At 53.4% G+C, this 21,166-nt stretch carries 20 protein-coding genes; 14 read left to right on the top strand and 6 right to left on the bottom strand.

Annotated features, from left to right (window positions below; all coding sequences use genetic code 11):
- A complete protein-coding gene (locus FDX03_RS00795) occupies positions 1-207 on the bottom strand; it encodes a YbfA family protein (RefSeq protein ID WP_005122569.1) in 207 nt (68 codons plus the stop codon).
- A gap of 307 nt (positions 208-514) precedes the next feature.
- Here FDX03_RS00795 and kdpF point away from each other — a divergent pair, with 307 nt between their 5' ends.
- The 6 genes from kdpF to kdpE are packed head-to-tail and all read left to right on the top strand — an operon-like array spanning position 515 to position 8,296.
- On the top strand, positions 515-604 hold the full coding sequence (kdpF, locus tag FDX03_RS00800; protein ID WP_001670793.1) for a K(+)-transporting ATPase subunit F: 90 nt from the start codon (positions 515-517) through the stop codon (positions 602-604).
- Complete coding sequence (gene kdpA, locus FDX03_RS00805; RefSeq protein WP_048212270.1) at positions 604-2,283, top strand: potassium-transporting ATPase subunit KdpA; 1,680 nt, start codon at positions 604-606, stop codon at positions 2,281-2,283. The genes kdpF and kdpA overlap by 1 nt, the downstream gene beginning before the upstream one ends.
- 20 nt (positions 2,284-2,303) lie before the next feature.
- Entirely contained in the window at positions 2,304-4,352 is a 2,049-nt protein-coding gene (gene kdpB / locus FDX03_RS00810; protein WP_137345349.1) for a potassium-transporting ATPase subunit KdpB, read from the top strand.
- An 8-nt stretch (positions 4,353-4,360) separates the two neighbouring features.
- Positions 4,361-4,927, top strand: a complete 567-nt coding sequence (gene kdpC, locus FDX03_RS00815; protein ID WP_115600770.1) for a potassium-transporting ATPase subunit KdpC — start codon at positions 4,361-4,363, stop codon at positions 4,925-4,927.
- Between the two features lie 10 nt (positions 4,928-4,937).
- A complete protein-coding gene (gene kdpD / locus FDX03_RS00820; protein ID WP_048212273.1) occupies positions 4,938-7,622 on the top strand; it encodes a two-component system sensor histidine kinase KdpD in 2,685 nt (894 codons plus the stop codon).
- Positions 7,619-8,296, top strand: a complete 678-nt coding sequence (gene kdpE, locus FDX03_RS00825) for a two-component system response regulator KdpE (RefSeq protein ID WP_005121396.1) — start codon at positions 7,619-7,621, stop codon at positions 8,294-8,296. Before kdpD ends, kdpE begins: the two co-directional genes overlap by 4 nt.
- Before the next feature lie 99 nt (positions 8,297-8,395).
- On the opposite strand, the gene pgm is transcribed toward kdpE, so the two are convergent.
- Together pgm and seqA are read right to left on the bottom strand one after the other, a co-directional pair.
- Positions 8,396-10,036 carry a phosphoglucomutase (alpha-D-glucose-1,6-bisphosphate-dependent) gene (gene pgm / locus FDX03_RS00830; RefSeq protein WP_137345350.1) on the bottom strand — a complete coding sequence of 547 codons (1,641 nt, stop codon included), beginning with the start codon at positions 10,034-10,036 and terminating at the stop codon, positions 8,396-8,398.
- 24 nt (positions 10,037-10,060) lie between these two features.
- Entirely contained in the window at positions 10,061-10,603 is a 543-nt protein-coding gene (gene seqA, locus FDX03_RS00835; RefSeq protein ID WP_061067527.1) for a replication initiation negative regulator SeqA, read from the bottom strand.
- A 196-nt stretch (positions 10,604-10,799) separates the two neighbouring features.
- Between seqA and ybfF the strand changes: the two genes are divergently transcribed.
- The 8 genes from ybfF to tcuB all read left to right on the top strand — a co-directional run bounded on the left by ybfF (position 10,800) and on the right by tcuB (position 17,066).
- Positions 10,800-11,573, top strand: a complete 774-nt coding sequence (gene ybfF, locus FDX03_RS00840; RefSeq protein ID WP_061068807.1) for an esterase — start codon at positions 10,800-10,802, stop codon at positions 11,571-11,573.
- Between the two features lie 128 nt (positions 11,574-11,701).
- Positions 11,702-11,989 carry a LexA regulated protein gene (gene ybfE, locus FDX03_RS00845; protein ID WP_005121400.1) on the top strand — a complete coding sequence of 96 codons (288 nt, stop codon included), beginning with the start codon at positions 11,702-11,704 and terminating at the stop codon, positions 11,987-11,989.
- 155 nt (positions 11,990-12,144) lie between these two features.
- The gene (gene fldA / locus FDX03_RS00850) at positions 12,145-12,675 is read left to right on the top strand and encodes a flavodoxin FldA (protein WP_003022839.1); all 531 of its coding nucleotides are present in this window, start codon (positions 12,145-12,147) and stop codon (positions 12,673-12,675) included.
- A 210-nt stretch (positions 12,676-12,885) separates the two neighbouring features.
- Positions 12,886-12,972, top strand: coding sequence for a ryhB-regulated fur leader peptide (locus FDX03_RS00855; protein ID WP_100247215.1), 87 nt, complete (start codon positions 12,886-12,888; stop codon positions 12,970-12,972).
- On the top strand, positions 12,965-13,411 hold the full coding sequence (gene fur, locus FDX03_RS00860) for a ferric iron uptake transcriptional regulator (protein ID WP_003022836.1): 447 nt from the start codon (positions 12,965-12,967) through the stop codon (positions 13,409-13,411). Before FDX03_RS00855 ends, fur begins: the two co-directional genes overlap by 8 nt.
- A gap of 128 nt (positions 13,412-13,539) precedes the next feature.
- The gene (tcuR, locus tag FDX03_RS00865) at positions 13,540-14,466 is read left to right on the top strand and encodes a tricarballylate utilization LysR family transcriptional regulator TcuR (protein WP_048212276.1); all 927 of its coding nucleotides are present in this window, start codon (positions 13,540-13,542) and stop codon (positions 14,464-14,466) included.
- 97 nt (positions 14,467-14,563) lie between these two features.
- Positions 14,564-15,967, top strand: a complete 1,404-nt coding sequence (gene tcuA / locus FDX03_RS00870; RefSeq protein WP_137345351.1) for an FAD-dependent tricarballylate dehydrogenase TcuA — start codon at positions 14,564-14,566, stop codon at positions 15,965-15,967.
- Positions 15,954-17,066 carry a tricarballylate utilization 4Fe-4S protein TcuB gene (tcuB, locus tag FDX03_RS00875; RefSeq protein ID WP_115643709.1) on the top strand — a complete coding sequence of 371 codons (1,113 nt, stop codon included), beginning with the start codon at positions 15,954-15,956 and terminating at the stop codon, positions 17,064-17,066. The genes tcuA and tcuB overlap by 14 nt, the downstream gene beginning before the upstream one ends.
- 51 nt (positions 17,067-17,117) lie before the next feature.
- On the opposite strand, the gene chiQ is transcribed toward tcuB, so the two are convergent.
- The 3 genes from chiQ to glnS all read right to left on the bottom strand — a co-directional run bounded on the left by chiQ (position 17,118) and on the right by glnS (position 21,014).
- Positions 17,118-17,450, bottom strand: coding sequence for a ChiQ/YbfN family lipoprotein (gene chiQ, locus FDX03_RS00880; RefSeq protein ID WP_005121405.1), 333 nt, complete (start codon positions 17,448-17,450; stop codon positions 17,118-17,120).
- 49 nt (positions 17,451-17,499) lie between these two features.
- A complete protein-coding gene (gene chiP, locus FDX03_RS00885; RefSeq protein ID WP_048212279.1) occupies positions 17,500-18,906 on the bottom strand; it encodes a chitoporin in 1,407 nt (468 codons plus the stop codon).
- Positions 18,907-19,346: 440 nt separating this feature from the next.
- On the bottom strand, positions 19,347-21,014 hold the full coding sequence (gene glnS / locus FDX03_RS00890) for a glutamine--tRNA ligase (protein ID WP_048212280.1): 1,668 nt from the start codon (positions 21,012-21,014) through the stop codon (positions 19,347-19,349).
- Positions 21,015-21,166: the final 152 nt, after the last annotated feature.

Raw genomic sequence — 21,166 nt, forward strand, 5'->3', positions numbered from 1 at the left:
TTAGTAGAAATCGCAGGTGGCTTTTTCAGCCTGCTCCATCCACACCGGCTTATCACTGGTTTTCGACCAGACGCGATGCAGGTAGCTGTAAAAACGGGCACGGTCTTTCCAGAACAGCATGACCGGCAGCGCCAGAACACCAGCCAGTACGGCAAAGGTACGGCGCAAGAAAACAATGTGTGCTGGATATTCTTTATAAAAGTCCATAATCCTCTCCCATATATCTGTTCGGTGAATCGCACCGGAAAATAAACTTGGTTAACTGATGAAAATAATACCGCCTTGTGTGTAATTTTGCTACTCATCCGACCACTTATTTTTATCTATTGATGCTCCGTTTAACGTAAATTCGTAATTAAGTTACATAAAGGTTAAATTAATACTAATCATTAGTTAAATAATGGTCTTTGCCATTTTTATACTTTTTTTACACCCCGCCCGCAGATTTTTGCGAAATCTTTGCAACCAAAAACCTACGCTCTGGTTATCACATTTATGCCACTGGAGGTGCACTGTGAGTGCAGGCGTGATAACCGGCATTGTGCTGGTCTTTTTGTTACTGGGTTATCTGGTGTATGCCTTGATTAATGCGGAGGCGTTCTGATGGCAGCGCAAGGATTTTTACTCATCGCCAGTTTCCTGCTGGTGCTGTTTGTTCTCGCCAGGCCGCTGGGCTTTGGGCTGGCGCGTCTTATCAACAACACATCCTTACCCGGCCTTGCCGGCGTTGAGCGTGTGCTGTGGCGTGGGCTGGGTATTTCGCAGCAGGAAATGACCTGGCTGCACTATTTGCTGGCGATCCTCGCACTTAATATCCTCGGCCTGCTGATACTGTTTGCGATGTTAATGGCGCAAAACCTGCTGCCGCTGAATCCACAACAGTTACCGGGGCTATCGTGGGATCTCGCGCTCAATACCGCTGTTAGTTTTGTGACCAACACCAACTGGCAGTCCTATGCGGGTGAAACCACTTTAAGCTACTTCAGCCAGATGGCCGGCCTGACCGTGCAGAATTTCCTGTCTGCGGCGACCGGTATTGCGGTGATCTTTGCCCTGGCTCGCGCCTTTACGCGCCAGAGTATGAACACGCTGGGCAACGCCTGGGTGGATCTGGTCCGCATTACGCTGTGGATATTGCTGCCGATTTCTCTGCTCATCGCGCTGTTTTTCATCCAACAAGGTGCGCTGCAAAACCTGCTGCCTTATCAGGCGATCACCACGCTCGAAGGGACAAAACAACTGCTACCGATGGGACCTGTCGCCTCACAAGAAGCCATTAAGATGCTCGGTACCAACGGCGGCGGCTTTTTTAATGCCAATTCCTCACATCCTTTTGAAAACCCAACCGCACTGACCAACCTGGTCCAGATGCTGGCAATCTTCTTAATTCCCACGGCGCTGTGTTTCGCCTTCGGCGACGTCGTGGGCGATCGCCGACAGGGACGCACCCTGCTGTGGGCTATGTCGCTTATTTTTGTTGTTTGCGTAGCGGTTGTAATGTGGGCCGAAGTGCAGGGTAACCCGCATCTGATGGCGTTTGGCGCAGACAGCAATATCAACATGGAAGGTAAAGAGAGCCGCTTTGGCGTGCTGGTCAGTAGTCTGTTTGCAGTCGTCACGACAGCCGCATCCTGTGGCGCAGTCATTGCTATGCACGACTCCTTCACTGCGCTGGGCGGCATGGTACCGATGTGGTTGATGCAGATTGGCGAAGTGGTCTTCGGCGGCGTGGGTTCAGGTCTGTACGGCATGCTGCTGTTCGTGCTGCTGGCGGTATTTATCGCCGGGTTAATGATTGGCCGCACACCAGAGTATCTGGGTAAAAAAATCGATGTCCGCGAAATGAAAATGACCGCGCTGGCGATTCTGGTTACCCCCGCGCTGGTTCTGCTTGGGACAGCGATAGCCATGATGAGCGATGCCGGGCGTAGCGCCATGCTCAATCCCGGGCCACATGGTTTTAGCGAAGTGCTGTATGCCGTGTCGTCCGCCTCGAACAACAATGGTAGTGCCTTCGCCGGGTTAAGCGCCAACAGCCCGTTCTGGAACTGCCTGCTGGCCTTATGCATGTTCTTCGGCCGCTTCGGCGTCATTATCCCGGTGATGGCGATTGCCGGTTCACTTGTTGGTAAAAAGAGCCAGCCAGCAAGTCCCGGCACGCTACCTACCCACGGTGCGCTGTTTGTTGGGTTGTTGATCGGTACCGTGTTGCTGGTTGGCGCCCTCACCTTTGTTCCTGCGCTGGCGCTTGGCCCGGTAGCAGAATACCTCTCTTTACGTTGAGTGATGCGGAGCACATGACTATGAGTCGCAAGCAACTGGCGCTGTTCGAACCTTCTCTGGTCGCACAAGCGCTGATGGACGCCGTGAAAAAATTAAGTCCACATACTCAGTGGCGTAACCCGGTGATGTTTATCGTCTGGCTGGGCAGCCTGCTGACCACCCTGTTAACGGTGGCGATGGCGACAGGCCATATGTCAGGTAATCCTTGGTTTACCGGCGCGATAAGCCTCTGGCTATGGGTGACTGTTCTGTTCGCTAACTTTGCGGAAGCGCTGGCTGAAGGGCGTAGTAAAGCGCAGGCCAACAGCCTGAAAGGGGTTAAAAAAACCGCCTTTGCCCGCAAACTTCGTGAACCGAAATATGGTGCGCAAATGGATCACGTGCCAGCCGAAGAGTTACGTAAAGGGGATATCGTGCTGGTGGAAGCTGGCGATATTATCCCGTGTGACGGCGAAGTTATCGAAGGCGGCGCCTCGGTGGATGAAAGCGCCATTACCGGTGAGTCCGCGCCTGTAATCCGTGAATCCGGCGGCGATTTTGCCTCCGTCACTGGCGGGACACGCATTCTCTCGGACTGGCTGGTGATCGCGTGTAGCGTCAACCCCGGAGAAACATTCCTCGACCGAATGATTGCCATGGTTGAAGGCGCACAGCGGCGTAAAACGCCCAACGAAATCGCGCTGACGATCCTGCTGATTGCCCTGACTATCGTCTTTCTGCTGGCAACCGCCACGTTGTGGCCGTTCTCTGCCTGGGGCGGCAGTGCGGTCAGCATCACGGTGCTGGTTGCCCTGTTGGTCTGTCTGATCCCCACCACGATCGGTGGTCTGCTCTCCGCGATTGGCGTCGCCGGGATGAGCCGCATGCTGGGTGCGAACGTTATCGCCACCAGCGGACGTGCGGTAGAAGCGGCTGGTGATGTGGACGTACTGCTGTTGGATAAAACCGGCACCATCACGCTGGGTAACCGTCAGGCTTCTGATTTTCTGCCCGCCCAGGGCGTGGACGAAAAAACGCTGGCCGATGCCGCGCAGCTTTCATCACTGGCCGATGAAACACCGGAAGGTCGCAGCATCGTTGTCCTGGCTAAACAGCGCTTTAACCTGCGTATTCGTGACGTACAGTCGCTCCATGCCACCTTTGTGCCGTTTACCGCTCAGAGTCGGATGAGCGGTATCAACATCGACAACCGGATGATCCGCAAAGGCTCGGTTGATGCCATTCGTCGTCACGTCGAAGCTAACGGTGGCCACTTCCCTGCCGATGTGGAGCAGAAGGTCGAAAACGTTGCTCGCCTTGGCGCAACGCCGCTGGTGGTGGCCGAAGGCTCCCACGTACTGGGTGTGATTGCCCTGAAAGATATCGTAAAAGGTGGGATTAAAGAACGGTTTGCCCAACTGCGCAAAATGGGCATCAAAACAGTGATGATCACCGGCGATAACCGCCTGACTGCTGCAGCAATCGCCGCAGAGGCCGGTGTGGATGACTTCTTAGCCGAAGCCACACCGGAAGCCAAGCTGGCGCTAATTCGTCAGTATCAGGCAGAAGGTCGTCTGGTGGCGATGACCGGAGACGGAACTAACGACGCTCCAGCCCTTGCGCAGGCCGATGTTGCCGTTGCCATGAACTCCGGAACCCAGGCAGCGAAAGAAGCGGGCAATATGGTGGATCTCGACTCCAACCCCACCAAACTGATTGAAGTGGTGCACATTGGTAAACAGATGCTGATGACGCGTGGGTCGCTGACCACCTTTAGTATCGCCAACGACGTTGCGAAATATTTCGCCATCATCCCGGCTGCGTTCGCCGCAACTTACCCGCAGCTTAACGCACTGAACGTCATGCGACTGCATTCGCCGGATTCGGCGATCCTCAGCGCCGTCATCTTCAATGCGCTGGTCATCGTCTTCCTGATCCCACTGGCGCTGAAAGGCGTGAGCTATAAGCCGTTATCCGCTTCCGCGATGCTGCGCCGCAATTTGTGGATCTATGGTCTGGGTGGCCTGGTTGTACCGTTTATCGGTATCAAAGTAATTGATTTACTGCTGACCCTGCTGGGTCTGGTGTGAGGTTTCAGATGAGTGGATTACGTCCTGCATTATCAACATTGCTTTTCCTGATGCTTATCACCGGCGGTGTTTATCCGCTGCTGACCACCGCGCTGGGGCAGTGGTGGTTCCCCCACCAGGCTAACGGGTCGCTTCTGCGTGAGGGTCAGATAATTCGCGGTTCTGCACTGATCGGGCAAAATTTTACCGCCGCGGGTTATTTTCATGGACGCCCCTCAGCCACAGCGGAAATGCCCTATAATCCAATGGCTTCAGGCGGCAGTAATCTGGCAGCCAGCAACCCGGAACTGGATAAACAGCTGCAAAGCCGGATTGCCGCGCTGCGTGCCGCCAACCCGCAGGCAAATCCTGCCGTTCCGGTTGAACTGGTAACAGCTTCCGCCAGCGGGCTGGATAACAACCTGACGCCAGCTGCGGTGGCCTGGCAAATCCCGCGCGTGGCGCAAGCCCGCAACCTCAGCGTTGAAGAAGTCACGCGCCTGGTTGCACAATACACGCAAAAGCCGTTGGTCAGTTTTATCGGCCAGCCGGTAGTTAACCTGGTAGAACTTAATTTAGCGCTGGATAAGCACTGAGAAAAAGGACATGCATAGCGAACCCCTACGTCCTAACCCCGATCGCCTGCTGGAGCAGACCACCGCGCCGCACCGGGGAAAACTGAAAATTTTCTTCGGCGCCTGTGCGGGCGTGGGGAAAACCTGGGCCATGCTGGCGGAGGCCCAGCGACTGCGGTCGCAGGGGTTGGATGTGCTGATTGGCGTGGTGGAAACCCACGGGCGCAAGGAGACCGCCGCACTGCTTGACGGTCTCACCGTGCTGCCGTTGAAACGTCAGGCACACCGTGGGCGGCATATCAGCGAGTTCGATCTTGATGCCGCCCTCGCCCGCCGCCCGGCGCTGATTTTGATGGACGAACTGGCGCACAGCAATGCGCCAGGCTCACGCCACCCCCGCCGCTGGCAAGACATTGAAGAGCTGCTGGAAGCCGGTATTGACGTTTTTACTACCGTCAACGTGCAGCATCTGGAAAGCCTCAATGATGTGGTCAGCGGCGTCACCGGCATTCAGGTGCGCGAAACCGTTCCTGACCCGTTTTTCGATGCCGCTGACGACGTGGTACTGGTCGATCTCCCCCCCGACGATTTGCGTCAGCGCCTGAACGAAGGCAAGGTCTATATTGCCGGTCAGGCAGAGCGTGCAATCGAGCATTTCTTCCGCAAAGGTAATTTGATAGCGCTGCGCGAACTGGCGCTGCGACGCACCGCCGATCGGGTGGACGATCAGATGCGTGCCTGGCGGGGGCGTCCGGGAGAAGAAAAAGTCTGGCATACCCGCGATGCCATTTTACTGTGTATTGGACACAACACCGGCAGCGAGAAACTGGTGCGAGCGGCTGCACGCCTGGCGGCGCGTCTGGGTAGCGTCTGGCATGCGGTATATGTTGAAACACCTGCGCTACACCGGCTACCCGAAAAACGGCGGCGGGCAATCTTAAGCGCGCTGCGACTGGCACAGGAACTGGGGGCTGAAACGGCCACTCTCTCCGACCCTGCCGAAGATAAAGCGGTGATCCGCTATGCCCGTGAGCATAATCTGGGGAAAATTGTCCTCGGGCGTCCAACTACGCGTCGCTGGTGGCGCAGCGACTCCTTTGCTGACAAGCTGGCCCATCGCGCACCGGATCTCGATCTGATGATTGTAGCCCTCGATGAGCCCCCTGCACGCCCTGTGCTGCAAACCGCAGATAACCGCACCTTTAAGGATAAATGGCGGGTACAAATCCAGGGTTGTGTGGTCGCTGCTGCATTGTGTGCTGTTACTACATTGATTGCCATGCAGTGGTTGGTTGCATTTGACGCAGCCAACCTGGTGATGCTCTATCTACTGGGCGTGGTGGTGATCGCCCTGTTCTACGGGCGCTGGCCGTCGGTGGTGGCGACGTTTATCAACGTCGCCAGCTTTGATCTCTTCTTTATTGCGCCACGCGGCACGCTTGCCGTTTCCGACGTCCAGTACCTGCTTACCTTTGCCGTCATGCTAACGGTAGGTCTGGTTATTGGTAATCTGACCGCCGGGGTGCGTTATCAGGCCCGGGTTGCACGTTATCGTGAACAGCGTACGCGTCATTTGTATGAGATGTCGAAAGCACTGGCTGTAGGGCGCAGCCAACAGGATATCGCCGCCACCAGCGAACAGTTTATCGCTTCAACGTTTCAGGCCCGCAGCCAGGTTTTACTGCCCGGCGAGAACGGTAAGCTGGCCCCTCTCACCCATCAACAGGGCATGACGCCTTGGGATGACGCTATTGCCCAATGGAGCTTTGATAAAGGGCAACCCGCCGGCGCAGGCACTGACACCTTACCCGGCGTGCCGTATCAAATTTTACCGTTAAAAAGCGCCGACAAAACGCATGGGCTGCTGGTCGTGGAACCAGGAAATTTACGCCAGTTGATGATCCCCGAACAGCAACGCCTGCTGGAAACCTTCACTTTACTGGTCGCCAGTGCGCTGGAACGCCTGACGCTAACCGCCAGCGAAGAGCAGGCCCGATTTGCCAGCGAGCGCGAAAGTATTCGCAACGCCCTGCTCGCTGCTCTGTCCCACGATTTGCGCACGCCATTGACGGTGTTGTTCGGCCAGGCAGAAATCTTAACGCTGGATCTGGCAAGCGAAGGATCGCCGCACGCACGTCAGGCCAGCGAAATTCGCCAGCACGTCCTGAACACGACCCGACTGGTGAATAACCTGCTGGATATGGCGCGAATTCAGTCTGGCGGCTTTAATCTTAAGAAGGAGTGGTTAACGCTGGAAGAGGTGGTCGGCAGCGCCCTGCAGATGCTGGAGCCAGGTCTCTCTGCCCCGATAAATCTGTCGTTACCAGAACCGTTGACATTGATTCACGTCGATGGCCCGCTCTTTGAACGGGTGCTGATTAATCTGCTGGAAAATGCCGTCAAATACGCGGGCCCACAGGCGCAGATCGGTATTGATGCCAGCGTTGATGGCGAACACCTGCAACTGGACGTCTGGGATAATGGGCCGGGTGTTCCATCGGGTATGGAACAGCGCGTTTTTGACAAATTTTCTCGGGGAAATAAAGAGTCATCGGTGCCAGGCGTTGGGCTGGGGCTGGCAATTTGTCAGGCCATTGTAGACGTGCATGGCGGGACTATTTCTGTCCACAATCGCGCGCAGGGAGGAGCATGTTTTCGTGTTACACTGCCCCAGGAAATTCCCCCTGAACTTGAAGATTTTCATGAGGATATGTGACGAACGTACTGATTGTTGAAGATGAACAGGCCATTCGCCGCTTTCTACGCACCGCGCTGGAGGCCGATGGGCTACGTGTATTTGAAGCAGAAACGCTGCAACGTGGTCTGCTGGAAGCCGCCACGCGAAAACCCGATCTCATCATTCTCGATCTCGGCCTGCCGGATGGCGACGGCATTGATTTTATTCGCGACCTGCGTCAATGGAGCGCGATCCCGGTGATTGTGCTTTCAGCCCGCAGTGAGGAAAGCGATAAAATCGCCGCGCTGGATGCCGGAGCCGATGACTATCTCAGCAAACCTTTTGGTATTGGCGAGCTGCAGGCGCGATTGCGTGTGGCATTGCGTCGCCACGCCAGCGGGACGTCTCCCGAACCGGTCGTGCATTTTTCTAATGTTAAAGTGGATATCGCCGCCCGCCTCGTACACCGGGGTGACGAAGAAATTCATTTGACGCCGATTGAGTTTCGCCTGTTAGCGGTATTGCTGAATAACGCCGGGAAGGTGCTGACGCAACGTCAGTTATTGAATCAGGTTTGGGGACCAAACGCCGTCGAACACAGTCACTATCTGCGTATTTATATGGGACACCTGCGCCAGAAGCTGGAACTGGACCCGGCCCGCCCGCGTCATTTTCTCACCGAAACCGGAATTGGCTATCGGTTTATGCCGTGAATATGCACTGAATAAAAAAGCCGGATCAGCTGATACGCTATCCGGCTTTTTCATCATTCATACCGGATGACGACGCTAGCGTCTTATCCGGCAGGTGATTTATGCGTTTTTCAACACTTCGCTGACAATCTCGACCGCTTCTTTCTCGATCTGCTTGCGGTGTTCCTCACCGAGGAAGCTTTCGCAGTAGATCTTGTAAGCATCTTCGGTACCAGAAGGACGCGCAGCAAACCAGCCGTTATCGGTCATCACCTTCAGGCCGCCAATCGATGCGCCGTTGCCTGGCGCTGCCGTCAGACGCGCAGTGATCGGGTCGCCCGCCAGCGTGCTGGCGCTCACCATTTCCGGAGACAGCTTAGACAACGCCGCTTTCTGCGCGGAGGTGGCCCCAGCCTGAATTCGGTTATAGCTCGGTGCGCCAAAGCGCGCCGCCAGTTCGTTGTAATGCTCTTGCGGGTTCTTGCCTGTCACTGCCGTAATTTCCGCTGCCAGCAGGCACATGATGATGCCATCTTTGTCGGTTGACCACGGTGTACCGTCGAAACGCAGGAAAGATGCCCCCGCGCTCTCTTCACCACCAAAGCCAAAGCTGCCGTCAAACAGACCGTCAACAAACCATTTAAAGCCAACCGGCACTTCGACCAGTTTACGCCCTAACTCATTCACTACACGGTCAATCATCGCCGATGACACCAGCGTCTTACCGACGGCAACGTCTTTGCCCCACTGCGGACGATGCTGGAACAGGTAGTTGATCGCTACCGCCAGATAGTGGTTCGGATTCATCAGCCCTGCCGGGGTGACGATACCGTGACGGTCGTAGTCCGGGTCATTGGCAAATGCCAAATCGAATTTGTCACGCAGCGCCAGCAGACCGGCCATCGCGCACTCGGAGGAACAGTCCATACGAATGACGCCGTCTTTATCGAGATGCATAAAGCGGAAAGTCTGGTCGACCTGATCGTTAACGAGGGTCAGATTCAGGTTGTAGTGCTGAGCGATACGTTTCCAGTATTCGATACCGGAACCACCCAGTGGATCAACGCCCAGCGTCAGACCCGCTTTCTGGATTGCCGCCATATCGACGATATCTGCCAGCCCTTCCACGAAGGGTTGAACCAGGTCTTGTTCTTTAACATGACCGGACGCCAGCGCAGCATCCAGCGGAATACGCTTCACGCCTTTCAGACCATCAGCCAACAGTGCATTAGCCCTGTCTTCTACGACTTTGGTGACGTTGGTATCTGCCGGGCCACCGTTTGGCGGGTTGTATTTAATTCCGCCGTCTTCTGGTGGGTTATGGGACGGCGTGATCACAATGCCGTCAGCCAGCGGACCGCCTTTTTTATTGTGGACCAGGATAGCATTCGACACGGCAGGGGTGGGCGTAAAGCCGTTGTTTTCCTGCACAATGACATCAACACCGTTCGCTGCCAGCACTTCCAGCACAGAGATGAAAGCCGGTTCAGACAACGCGTGGGTATCCTTGCCCACATAGCACGGGCCTGTAATCCCGTTTTTCGCACGTTCTTCGGCAATCGCCTGAGCGATAGCCAGAATATGCGGCTCATTAAAACTATGACGACCCGCACTACCGCGATGTCCGGACGTACCGAACTTAACGGCGTGCTCAGCGTTCCCTGCTGTTGGTTTCAGTACATAGTACTGTGCCGTCAGTTGGGCGACGTTAATCAAATCACTCTGTTGCGCAGGTTGACCTGCACGGTTGTGGATTGCCATTGCCTGGTCCTTCTAATGCAAGGATTAAATTGTTCCGCAAACCTTTTCAATCAACTCCGCGGGGAATTGCATTGACTGCATGATGTGTTCAACCATGCTGCATTTACGGCCGGTATTGGTATTGGTGATCACCCAATATGGCGTGCCTGGCACGTGTTTCGGTTTGGTTTGATTACCATTTTTCAGCAACGTCTGTTCATCCGCTGCAAAATAAACGCGCGTACGTCCGTGCAACGATTCCGTTGCTTCGGCGAACGCGTTGTTATCCAGTGAGTAAAGTGTAGACAGCACCAGCATAAAGCGATTCACTGCTTTTTTCTGTTCCGCATATTCATCGGAAAGCAGCAGTTCACGCATGGCGCGCACTTTGTCTTTCGTAGGGTTGACCGGCTTGGCTTCCACGACAGGTTGTACCGCGCGGACTTCTTTTACTACCGGAGTGACAGGCTGTGATGCGGCGGAAAACTTCAACATACGCCGTAAAATGTCGGATGCGCTCTCGCCAATATGCTTGGTGTGGCTGGCAATATAGCTATAGAGTTCATCATCAACTTCAATCGTTTTCATCTTAATCCAGTGCAATGTTTGGCTGAATACAAGTTGTCAGGACTTTACACGCTGTAGTGTAGAGGCAAATCCTAACAGCGGATAGCGTCAAGCCTGGTGACCAGCAAAACTCGGAGTAACCGTAGTTGTTGCAGCCATGTGGCAGAATGGTCAACATGATACCCTAACCCGTCAGTGTGAAAAAAAGAACTTTGCCATGAAATTGAATATCCGAGCGCAATCTGCGCAAAACCCGCACAATAATTCTCCCATCGTCCTGGTTCACGGCCTGTTTGGCAGTCTGGATAACCTCGGGATCCTGGCACGCGATCTCGTGGCCGATCACGACATCATCCAGGTTGATATGCGAAATCATGGTCTCTCCCCTCGTTCACCTGAGATGAATTATCCGGCCATGGCGCAAGATCTGCTGGATACGCTGGACGCCAGGCAGATTGAAAAAGCGATCTTTATTGGCCACTCGATGGGCGGTAAAGCCGTTATGGCGCTGACTGCGCTGGCTCCTGAACGTGTCGAACGGCTGGTCGCCATCGACATTGCTCCCGTTGACTACCATGTTCGCCGCCACGATGAGATTTTTGCGGCAATCAATGCCGTAACCGATGCACAAGCGTCCTCACGCCAGCAGGCGGCGAGCGTTATGCGTCAGCACCTGCAAGAGGAAGGTGTTATCCAGTTTCTGCTGAAATCCTTTGTTGACGGCGAGTGGCGCTTTAACGTTCCCGTATTGTGGGATCAATATCCTCATATCGTCGGTTGGGAGACCATTCCGGCGTGGGAACACCCGGCGCTGTTTATCCCCGGCGGTAATTCACCTTATGTGACCGAAGCGTATCGCGAACAGCTGCTGGCGCAATTCCCGCAGGCCCGCGCACACGTTATTGCCGGCGCAGGCCATTGGGTACATGCGGAAAAACCCGATGCGGTGCTGCGCGCCATCCGTCGTTATCTGAGCGAGCAGGTTAACTGATTAAAAACTCAGCGTCCGCGCGTGATTACGCGCGTGGGCGTTGGCGCGCCTCCCCTGCTGATGTATTATGGCGCGCTATCCATCCGGGCGGACGCCTGGCTGATTGTTTCCCCGAAGTCACCAAGATCATGGCCAAAGAACAAACGGACCGTACGACATTAGATCTGTTCGCGCAGGAGCGTCGCCCGGGACGACCCAAAACTAATCCGCTCTCGCGTGATGAACAGTTACGTATTAACAAACGTAATCAGCTTAAACGCGACAAAGTTCGCGGGCTTAAGCGTGTCGAACTGAAACTGAACGCCGATGCCGTTGACGCTCTGAACGAGCTGGCCGAGGCACGCAACATGAGTCGCAGTGAACTCATCGAAGAGATGCTGATGAACCAACTCACCGCATTGCGCGGTCAGGCTTAGTCTGAATTTCTGCTCTAAATCATAAATCGTGTAGCACAGAGTGCAGTCCTGCGTGTTTGCTGTTTCCGCATGCCTGACTGTTCTGCTATGATTGCCCTTATCCGTGGGCAATGCGCCACCACCATTTCAATAAGTTTCAAGAGGTTATTTTACTCATGGCAATCACTGGCATCTTTTTCGGCAGCGACACCGGTAATACCGAAAATATCGCAAAAATGATTCAAAAACAGCTTGGTAAAGACGTTGCCGATGTACATGACATTGCAAAAAGCAGCAAAGAAGACCTGGAAGGGTATGACATTCTGCTGCTCGGCATCCCAACCTGGTACTACGGTGAAGCGCAGTGCGACTGGGACGACTTCTTCCCTACTCTCGAAGACATTGATTTTAACGGTAAACTGGTGGCATTGTTCGGCTGTGGCGACCAGGAAGATTACGCAGAATATTTCTGTGATGCGTTAGGCACCATCCGTGACATCATTGAGCCGCGCGGCGCCACCATCGTCGGCCACTGGCCAACGGCGGGTTACCATTTTGAAGCGTCTAAAGGTCTGGCAGATGACGACCACTTTGTCGGTCTGGCTATCGATGAAGATCGCCAGCCGGAACTGACCGCTGAACGCGTAGAAAAATGGGTTAAGCAGATCTCTGAAGAGCTGCACCTCGACGAAATCATCAATGCCTGATTTCGTGCGGCGTAGATATTCATCTGCGCCGCATCAATAGATAGAACCAATCAAAATAATTGCTACAAATTTGTAACTTTTTCGCCTGACCCTGTACAATGGCTGGATGCCAATCGGGTATTGCACAGTGTGTTTGTTGGTGATACCACGTTTTGATTAACAATATTTGCCAGAGACTTGCAGTTTTCATTTAGGCATGGCAGTTCTATAATGATACGCATTATCTCAAGTGCAATTTCTGTCACTTCTGTTAATGAAGTGAACCGTTTAGCTACAGGACAGATTCCGCATGACTGACAACAATACCGCATTAAAGAAGGCTGGCCTGAAAGTAACGCTTCCTCGTTTAAAGATTCTGGAAGTTCTTCAGGAACCGGATAACCATCACGTCAGTGCGGAAGACTTATACAAACGCCTGATCGACATGGGTGAAGAAATTGGTCTGGCGACCGTGTATCGCGTGCTGAACCAGTTTGATGATGCCGGTATCGTGACCCGCCATAATTTTGAAGGTGGTAAATCCGTCTTCGAACTGACTCAACAGCATCATCACGATCACCTGATTTGCCTTGACTGCGGCAAAGTGGTCGAGTTCAGCGATGACTCCATCGAAGCGCGTCAACGTGAGATTGCGGCTAAACATGGCATTCGTTTAACTAACCATAGCCTCTATCTGTACGGTCACTGCGCTGAAGGCGATTGCCGCGAAGATGAGCACGCGCACGACGGCAAGTAATGTAATGCTCTCTGAAAAGCCAACCATCCGGTTGGCTTTTTTTATGCGCGTTATCAGCGTGTTTCCCCTTCCCTCCACTCTTGTGTTGCTTTAATGTAAAAATCAATTGTCCCTTCCGGAGAGTCGAAATGGAACTTCGCCAGCTACGTTATTTTGTGCGCATTGTAGAAACCGGCAGCATGGGTAGCGCGGCGCTCGACCTCAGTATCGGTGTTTCGGCGCTCAGCCAGCAAATGACCCGCCTGGAAAACGAACTCGCCATACGTCTGCTGCAACGTACCTCGCGTGGCGTGACGCCCACCAGCGCTGGACTGGCATTTTACGCCCAGGCACAGCTGGCGCTCCGTCACGCAGACGATGCGATCCTCGCCGCACGGGAGGCCAGACTTTCCGGGCACGTCAGCGTCGGCATGGCCCCCAGTACTGCTTCCGTTCTTGGGATGCCTTTCATCAACGCCATGCGGGAAAGCTATAGTGATGTCCGCCTGCATGTGGTGGAAAGCCTCTCTGGTAACCTGGAACGAATGATTAATACCCGCCAGATTGATCTGGCGGTGGTATTTCAAAAAGAAAAGATCCTGCGCTGGAGCGCCAGACCGATTCTCGAAGAACGGCTATTTTTAATTGGTACTCATGCCCTACTGGCTGATATTACCGATGACAATATTGCTCCAGCCCAATTGGCACGTATTCCATTGATAATGCCAAGCCCAGGACATGGTCTGCGCGGCAGACTGGATGCTATCAGCCAGGAGCATGCGCTGAACATTGAGATCGCGACAGAAATTGACGGCCTGACGCTACTGATGCACGCCGTTCGCAGCGGAATCGGTGCAACACTTCAGCCCGGTGCGGCAATTTCCCATCTCGATAAAGAGACATTAAGAGTGATTGGCATCCATAATCCCATACTTAGCCGCCCCAACTTTTTGGTCAGCCTTTCTGACGATGAACTCACCCCAGCAGGTCTCGCTGCCCGTGTGGTACTAGCCAAAGTGATGCATCAACTGGTGGAATCTGGACACTGGCCAGGTGCGATCCTTTACAATAATTAAAGGGCTGTTTAGCATCACGTCATAGCGTCCACACAACTTACTCGTATACATTTTAATTACAAACTTAACAATTGGTTAAGTGGTAATGGAGTATGCGATGGTTGATGTTCTGGTGATTGGCGGCGGCAATGCTGCACTATGTGCCGCCTTAACCGCCCGGGAGCAAGGCGCTTCGGTACTGTTGCTTGAGGCAGCCCCGCGTGAATGGCGCGGAGGAAACTCCCAACACACGCGTAATTTACGCTGTATGCATGATGCGCCACAGGATGTACTGGTGGAGAGCTATCCAGAAGAGGAGTATTGGCAAGATCTGCAGCGCGTAACGGAAGGAAATACCAACGAAGCCCTGGCACGTCTGGTGATCCGTACCTCATCACAGTGTCGCGACTGGATGCGCCAGCACGGCGTCAATTTTCAACCTCCACTCTCTGGCGCTCTACACGTGGCGCGAACCAATGCCTTTTTTATGGGCGGCGGGAAAGCCCTGGTGAATGCCTATTATCGCAGCGCAGAAAAGTTAGGCGTACAAATCCGCTATAACACCCCGGTGCAGGCGCTTGAACTGCACAACGGCGAGTTCGTGGCGGCGCTGGCTGGTGCAGAGCGCATTCCGGCAAAGACCTGCGTGCTTGCCGCTGGCGGGTTTGAATCTAACCGCGAATGGCTGCGAGAAGCCTGGGGTGAGAACGCCCGCGGTGAATGGCCTGCGGATAACTTCCTCATTCGCGGCACGCGCTTTAATCAGGGCGTACTGCTCAAATTTATGATCGATGCCGGCGCGGACATCATCGGCGCCCCCTCCCAGTCACACTGCGTGGCGATTGATGCCCGGGCCCCCTTATATGACGGCGGGATTTGCACCCGCGTGGACTGTGTTTCGCTTGGCATCGTAGTGAACCGCGATGCAGAACGATTTTATGATGAAGGCGAGGATTTCTGGCCCAAACGTTATGCCATCTGGGGACGTCTGGTCGCCCACCAGCCCGGGCAAATTGGTTACTCCATTATCGACAGTAAAGCCATCGGTCACTTCATGCCCCCGGTTTTTCCTGGCGCACAGGCCACTACGTTAGCAGAGCTGGCACGTCAGTTAGGACTGGATACTGAGCGCTTTACCCATACTGTCATGCAGTACAACAGCGCCTGCCTGCCAGGCCACTTTGACCACACCACTCTGGATAACTGTGCAACACAAAATCTGACACCGGCAAAAACACATTGGGCGCGACCACTGGATACGCCACCCTACTATGGCTATGCCTTACGTCCGGGGATCACCTTCACCTACCTGGGGTTAAAGGTGAATGAACACGCCGCAGTGCATTTTGCCGGGCGTCCAAGTCGCAATCTGTTCGTCGCCGGGGAGATGATGGCGGGCAACGTGCTGGGAAAAGGCTACACCGCAGGTGTAGGCATGTCGATTGGGACCACCTTTGGCCGTATTGCCGGAAAAGAAGCCGCTCTGGCAGCACGTGAGGAGGCACATCATGAAACCGCTTGAGAAATTAATTATCGAAGCGAAAATGCTTACCGAGCCGGAAGCTGAAGTTGAACGAGTTATGCAAGTCTGCAATGCCTGCCGCTATTGCGAGGGTTTTTGCGCCGTGTTCCCGGCGATGACTCAGCGTCTGGAATTCGGTAAAGCGGATATCAACTATCTGGCCAACTTGTGCCATAACTGCGGCGCCTGCCTGCACGCGTGTCAATACGCACCGCCCCATGAATTTGCTATCAATGTACCGAAAGCAATGGCAGAAGTAAGGCTGGAAACCTATCAGCACTACGCGCAACCCGCCGCCTTTGGCGCGCTTTATCGTCGCGCAGGCGTCACCGTGACGCTGTCGCTGGTTTTCGGTCTGATCCTGTTTTTACTCCTCGCTATAGGTTTAACAGGCACGTTACTCCATCCCCCGCTGGCCGGAGATTTCTACCAAATTTTCCCGCATAACCTGCTGGCATGGATGTTTGGTTCAGTCTTTATTCTGGCGATGGGTCTGCTGATGGCGGGCGTTATCCGCTTCTGGCGGGAGATTTCTCCGGGGATGCCGCGTTCCTCTGACATTGCTGAAGCCTCTCATAATGCGCTGACGCTGAAATATCTCGATGGCGGGCACGGCAAAGGGTGTAACGAAGCAGATGATGCCTTCACCCTGATGCGCCGCCGTTTCCATCACTTCACCTTCTACGGTTTTCTGCTCTGCTTTGCCGCCACCGTGGTGGCAACGGGCTATCACTACTTTGCCGACATAGAAGCGCCCTATCCGTTCCTCAGCGTTCCGGTCATGCTGGGCACATTAGGCGGCATTGGCCTGGTTGTCGGCCCAGCGGGTTTGTTATGGCTGAACCTTAAGCGCTCACCGCTACATGGCGACGCACGGCAAAAACCGATGGATCGCGGTTTTATCCTGTTGCTGCTACTGACGAGTCTGACGGGCTTAGCGTTGTTGGCAGGCAGAGATACCTCAGGGATGGCTATTTTGCTTGCTATTCATCTTGGTGTCGTGATGGCGCTATTTCTGACCATCCCATACGGAAAATTTGCCCACGGATTTTACCGTTGTGCGGCATTACTCAAGTGGGCAATTGAGAAACGACGCTAAAATGCAAACGGGCGAAGAAATCTCTCCGCCCGTTCTTGTTCATACCACGTTTTATTTCGCCGTATTATTACTGCGAATTTCCTGCCAGACCTTATCACAATCGGCCTTAACGGATTGATCGTTACCCGTACGCGTTGCCTGGATACACTGCTGGTAATCCAGTACGCGCACGCTTTCTTCATTCGCAAACTGCTGGTGCTGTTTTTCTTTCTTCAGCACATTCAACACACTTTGGCAGGCTTCGATTTTCTCCGGCGAACCCTGCGCGGTATTGATACACGCGCTATAGGCTTCCTTAAGACGGCTATCTTCTTTCGGCGCGGGTGATTGCGCGCAGGCAACCAGCCCTGATGCCATGACGGCGATGAGTATCAGCTTTTTCATAACACATTCCTCAACAAAACGGCAGGCTTGCGGCCTGCCTCTGTCGGCATTAGAAGATGGTGAACGGAGCAATAACGATGAATTTCACGTCACGCTCATCCTGGAAGATGTTACCGTAACCACCGCCCCAGCTCGGAATATCTGAATGGTTGTCGTACTGGGTGAAGTGCAGTTTAAACATAGTGCCCTTCGCACGGCCATCCTGCAGGGTATAGACCGCATCCAGGCTGTAAGACGACTCTTCAATAGTACGATTTTTGTCGTAGTACGCATCCGGGTTGAGCTGCCAGGTAGCCGGTTTAGCATCCCACGCGTAAACGTATGATGCACCCACAGCCCAGCCAGGCAGGTTCCAGTTTTTCAGGTCATACATCGCGCCGAAGAACACGGCCTTTTCACCGTTGGCGTTGAAGTCAGAGCGGTTATCCCACCAAACGTCCAGACGACCGTTTGAAGACGCATAGGTCGGGGTCATACGCTGCAGGAAGTAGCCCTGCTGCCCGTCAGCTTTAACCCAGGTCCCTTCCAGTCGCAGATCAACGACTTCTGCCACTTTGTAGCCGAAGGTCAGTGCCTGCAGCCAGGCCGTGCCATCATAAATGTCGTTAACTGTGCGGTCATCAACCTTATCGCGGGCACCGTAGAACTGGTAGCTGGTGGTAAACGGGTTACCGCCTAAATCAAATTTGTAGCTGGCTTTGGCGAAATACTGATCGACGTAGCCTTCAGACTGACCGAATGCTGCTTCCAACAGCAGGTTATTTTTGAAGTCATACTTTGCGCCGATTGAATGGAGGTAATCAACTTTGGTCTTTTTATCGGCCTGATAGAATTTATCGACTTCGGTATGCCACGGTGCTTTATATTCGTTGGCCCACATATAGGAGAAGCTCAGCGCACCCGCATCGCCATAATCGAAGTTGGCACCGGCTTCAGCACCCTGATAGGTACCAGGCATAAAGCTCCAGTGTGGTGCCAGCAGAGTTTGCCCGGTTGGCTGAATATAACCAGCGCGCGCCCAGGTTGGGCCAAATTTGAATTTGGCTGCCGCTTTATATAGGCTAATCCCGCTCTTATCGCCTGAGTAATCTTCGTCATAGCCTTTATTTTTTGAAGAGAATGCGATTTCGTTTGGATGGCCGCTTTCGCTACTTTCGTTCATTTCAATAGCAGTGAATGCTGCGATATCAATACCAAACATATCGGCCGCATAACCGGACTGGAAGTCGAGGTTAGCGTTCCAGGTGGAGTGAGAAAGGTTGGTTTTGTATTTGTCGTGGTCGGTCACATCTTTACGGTCACGTTCACGCTGCCAGTAATAGATGCCGCCAGTTAAGGTAGAGTCATCAATAAAACCTTCGGCGTGAACCTGGGGAGCGACAACAAAACCCGACATTGCTGTGATACCGGCGATAGCCAGCGCCAGCGTACTACGTTTGCCACTAAACGTACGCATATGTTAATCCTCTTTGACATAAAAATGCTGCCGATAAAAGCGGACAGCGAAAAAGCAAAAATTAAAAAAGTAGCGCTGAGAAAACCTCATTGACTACAATGAATAGACTATTTTTCGCGACGCGAATTATCAATCTCTTTTTGTAACCAGTATGTAAGAACATGAGCAACCGCACATATTTCATTGCTTTCTGTTACATTTTCATTGGGAGTTAAAAAAGCGTTGAAAAATTGAAAAAAGGCTTGTTTTCCATAAAGATGAAATCGGTTTCAGTCCAGAGTGGCTGATAAAACAAGGTTTTTGTTAGAAAAATATAAACGGCAAAAACCATTCCTGAATAACAATTATTTCGCTGCGCAAATAGAGTCTGCTAACCATTTTCAGGCGAAAAAAAAACGCCGCAGAGTGCGGCGTTTGAAAAGATGATGCGTAACGACGGTTTATTCGCCTACTTTAGCCCATGTATCGCGCAGACCCACGGTGCGGTTAAACACCAATTTGTCAGCTGTTGCGTAGCGGCTGTCGAGGCAGAAATACCCTTCACGCTCGAACTGGAACGCTTTACCAGCAACAGCGGCCTGTAGCGAAGGCTCACCGTAACCCTGCTTAATAACCAGCGATTCCGGGTTAATAACGGACAGGAAGTCTTCCGCTGCCCCCGGGTTTGGCACGCTAAACAGACGGTCGTAAAGACGGATTTCAATCGGTAGCGCATGGGACGCGCTCACCCAGTGAATAACGCCTTTAACTTTACGACCATCGGCCGGATCTTTGCTCAGGGTGTCAGCATCGTAGGTGCAGAAAATGGTGGTGATCTTCCCTTCTGCATCTTTCTCGACACGCTCAGCTTTGATCACGTAAGCATTACGCAGACGGACTTCTTTACCCATCACCAGACGCTTGTACTGCTTGTTCGCTTCTTCGCGGAAATCGGCCCTGTCGATCCAGATTTCACCGCTGAACGGCACTTCACGGCTGCCCATTTCCGGCTTGCTCGGATGGTTAGGCATGGTGACCAGTTCGCTTTCGCCCTGCGGGTAGTTTTCGATAACCAGTTTCACCGGATCGATAACCGCCATCGCGCGCGGGGCGTTTTCGTTCAGATCTTCGCGGATACAGGATTCCAGAGAAGCGATCTCAATAGTGTTGTCCTGCTTGGTCACGCCAATGCGTTTGCAGAACTCACGGATCGCGGCAGCGGTGTAACCGCGACGACGCAGGCCAGAGATCGTCGGCATACGCGGATCGTCCCAGCCTTCAACGTGCTTGTCGGTCACAAGCAGGTTCAGCTTGCGCTTGGACATCACGGTGTATTCCAGATTCAGGCGCGAGAATTCGTACTGACGCGGATGAACCGGAATGGTGATGTTGTCCAGCACCCAGTCGTACAGACGACGGTTATCCTGGAACTCCAGCGTACACAGTGAATGCGTGATGCCTTCCAGCGCATCGCTGATGCAGTGGGTAAAGTCGTACATCGGGTAGATGCACCACTTATTGCCGGTCTGGTGGTGTTCAGCGAACTTAATACGGTACAGCACCGGATCGCGCATCACGATAAACGGCGAAGCCATATCGATTTTCGCACGCAGGCAGGCTTTACCTTCTTCAAAACCACCGGTACGCATTTTTTCAAACAGCGCGAGGTTTTCTTCAACGCTACGATCGCGGTACGGGCTGTTTTTGCCCGGCTGAGTCAACGTGCCACGGTATTCGCGAATTTCTTCCGCTGACAGTTCGTCAACGTACGCCAGGCCTTTATTAATAAGCTCTACCGCATAGGCGTGAAGCTGATCGAAGTAATCCGAAGAGTAGCGAATGTCGCCAGTCCAGTGGAAACCTAACCATTCAACGTCGTTTTTAATCGATTCAACGTACTCGATATCTTCTTTAACCGGGTTCGTATCATCAAAACGCAGGTTGCACTGGCCCTGGTAATCTTGCGCAATGCCAAAGTTCAGACAAATGGATTTCGCGTGGCCAATGTGCAGATAGCCATTTGGCTCCGGCGGAAAACGTGTATGGATAGTGGTGTGCTTACCACTGGCCAGATCTTCATCGATGATCTGACGAATAAAGTTACTCGGGCGGGCTTCAGCCTCACTCATCGTGGATTCCTCAAAGCGTAAACAACGTATAACGGAACATGATCTTATAAGCGACGTCAGGAGACAACTATTAGTTGCACAAAAAAGGTGTTTCAACAGGATATATGAGGGTATTTGCTGCAAAAAAAAGCGGCGGAGGAATCTCCCCCGCC

Source organism: Citrobacter sp. wls827 (assembly GCF_005280875.1).
GTDB lineage: Bacteria > Pseudomonadota > Gammaproteobacteria > Enterobacterales > Enterobacteriaceae > Citrobacter > Citrobacter youngae.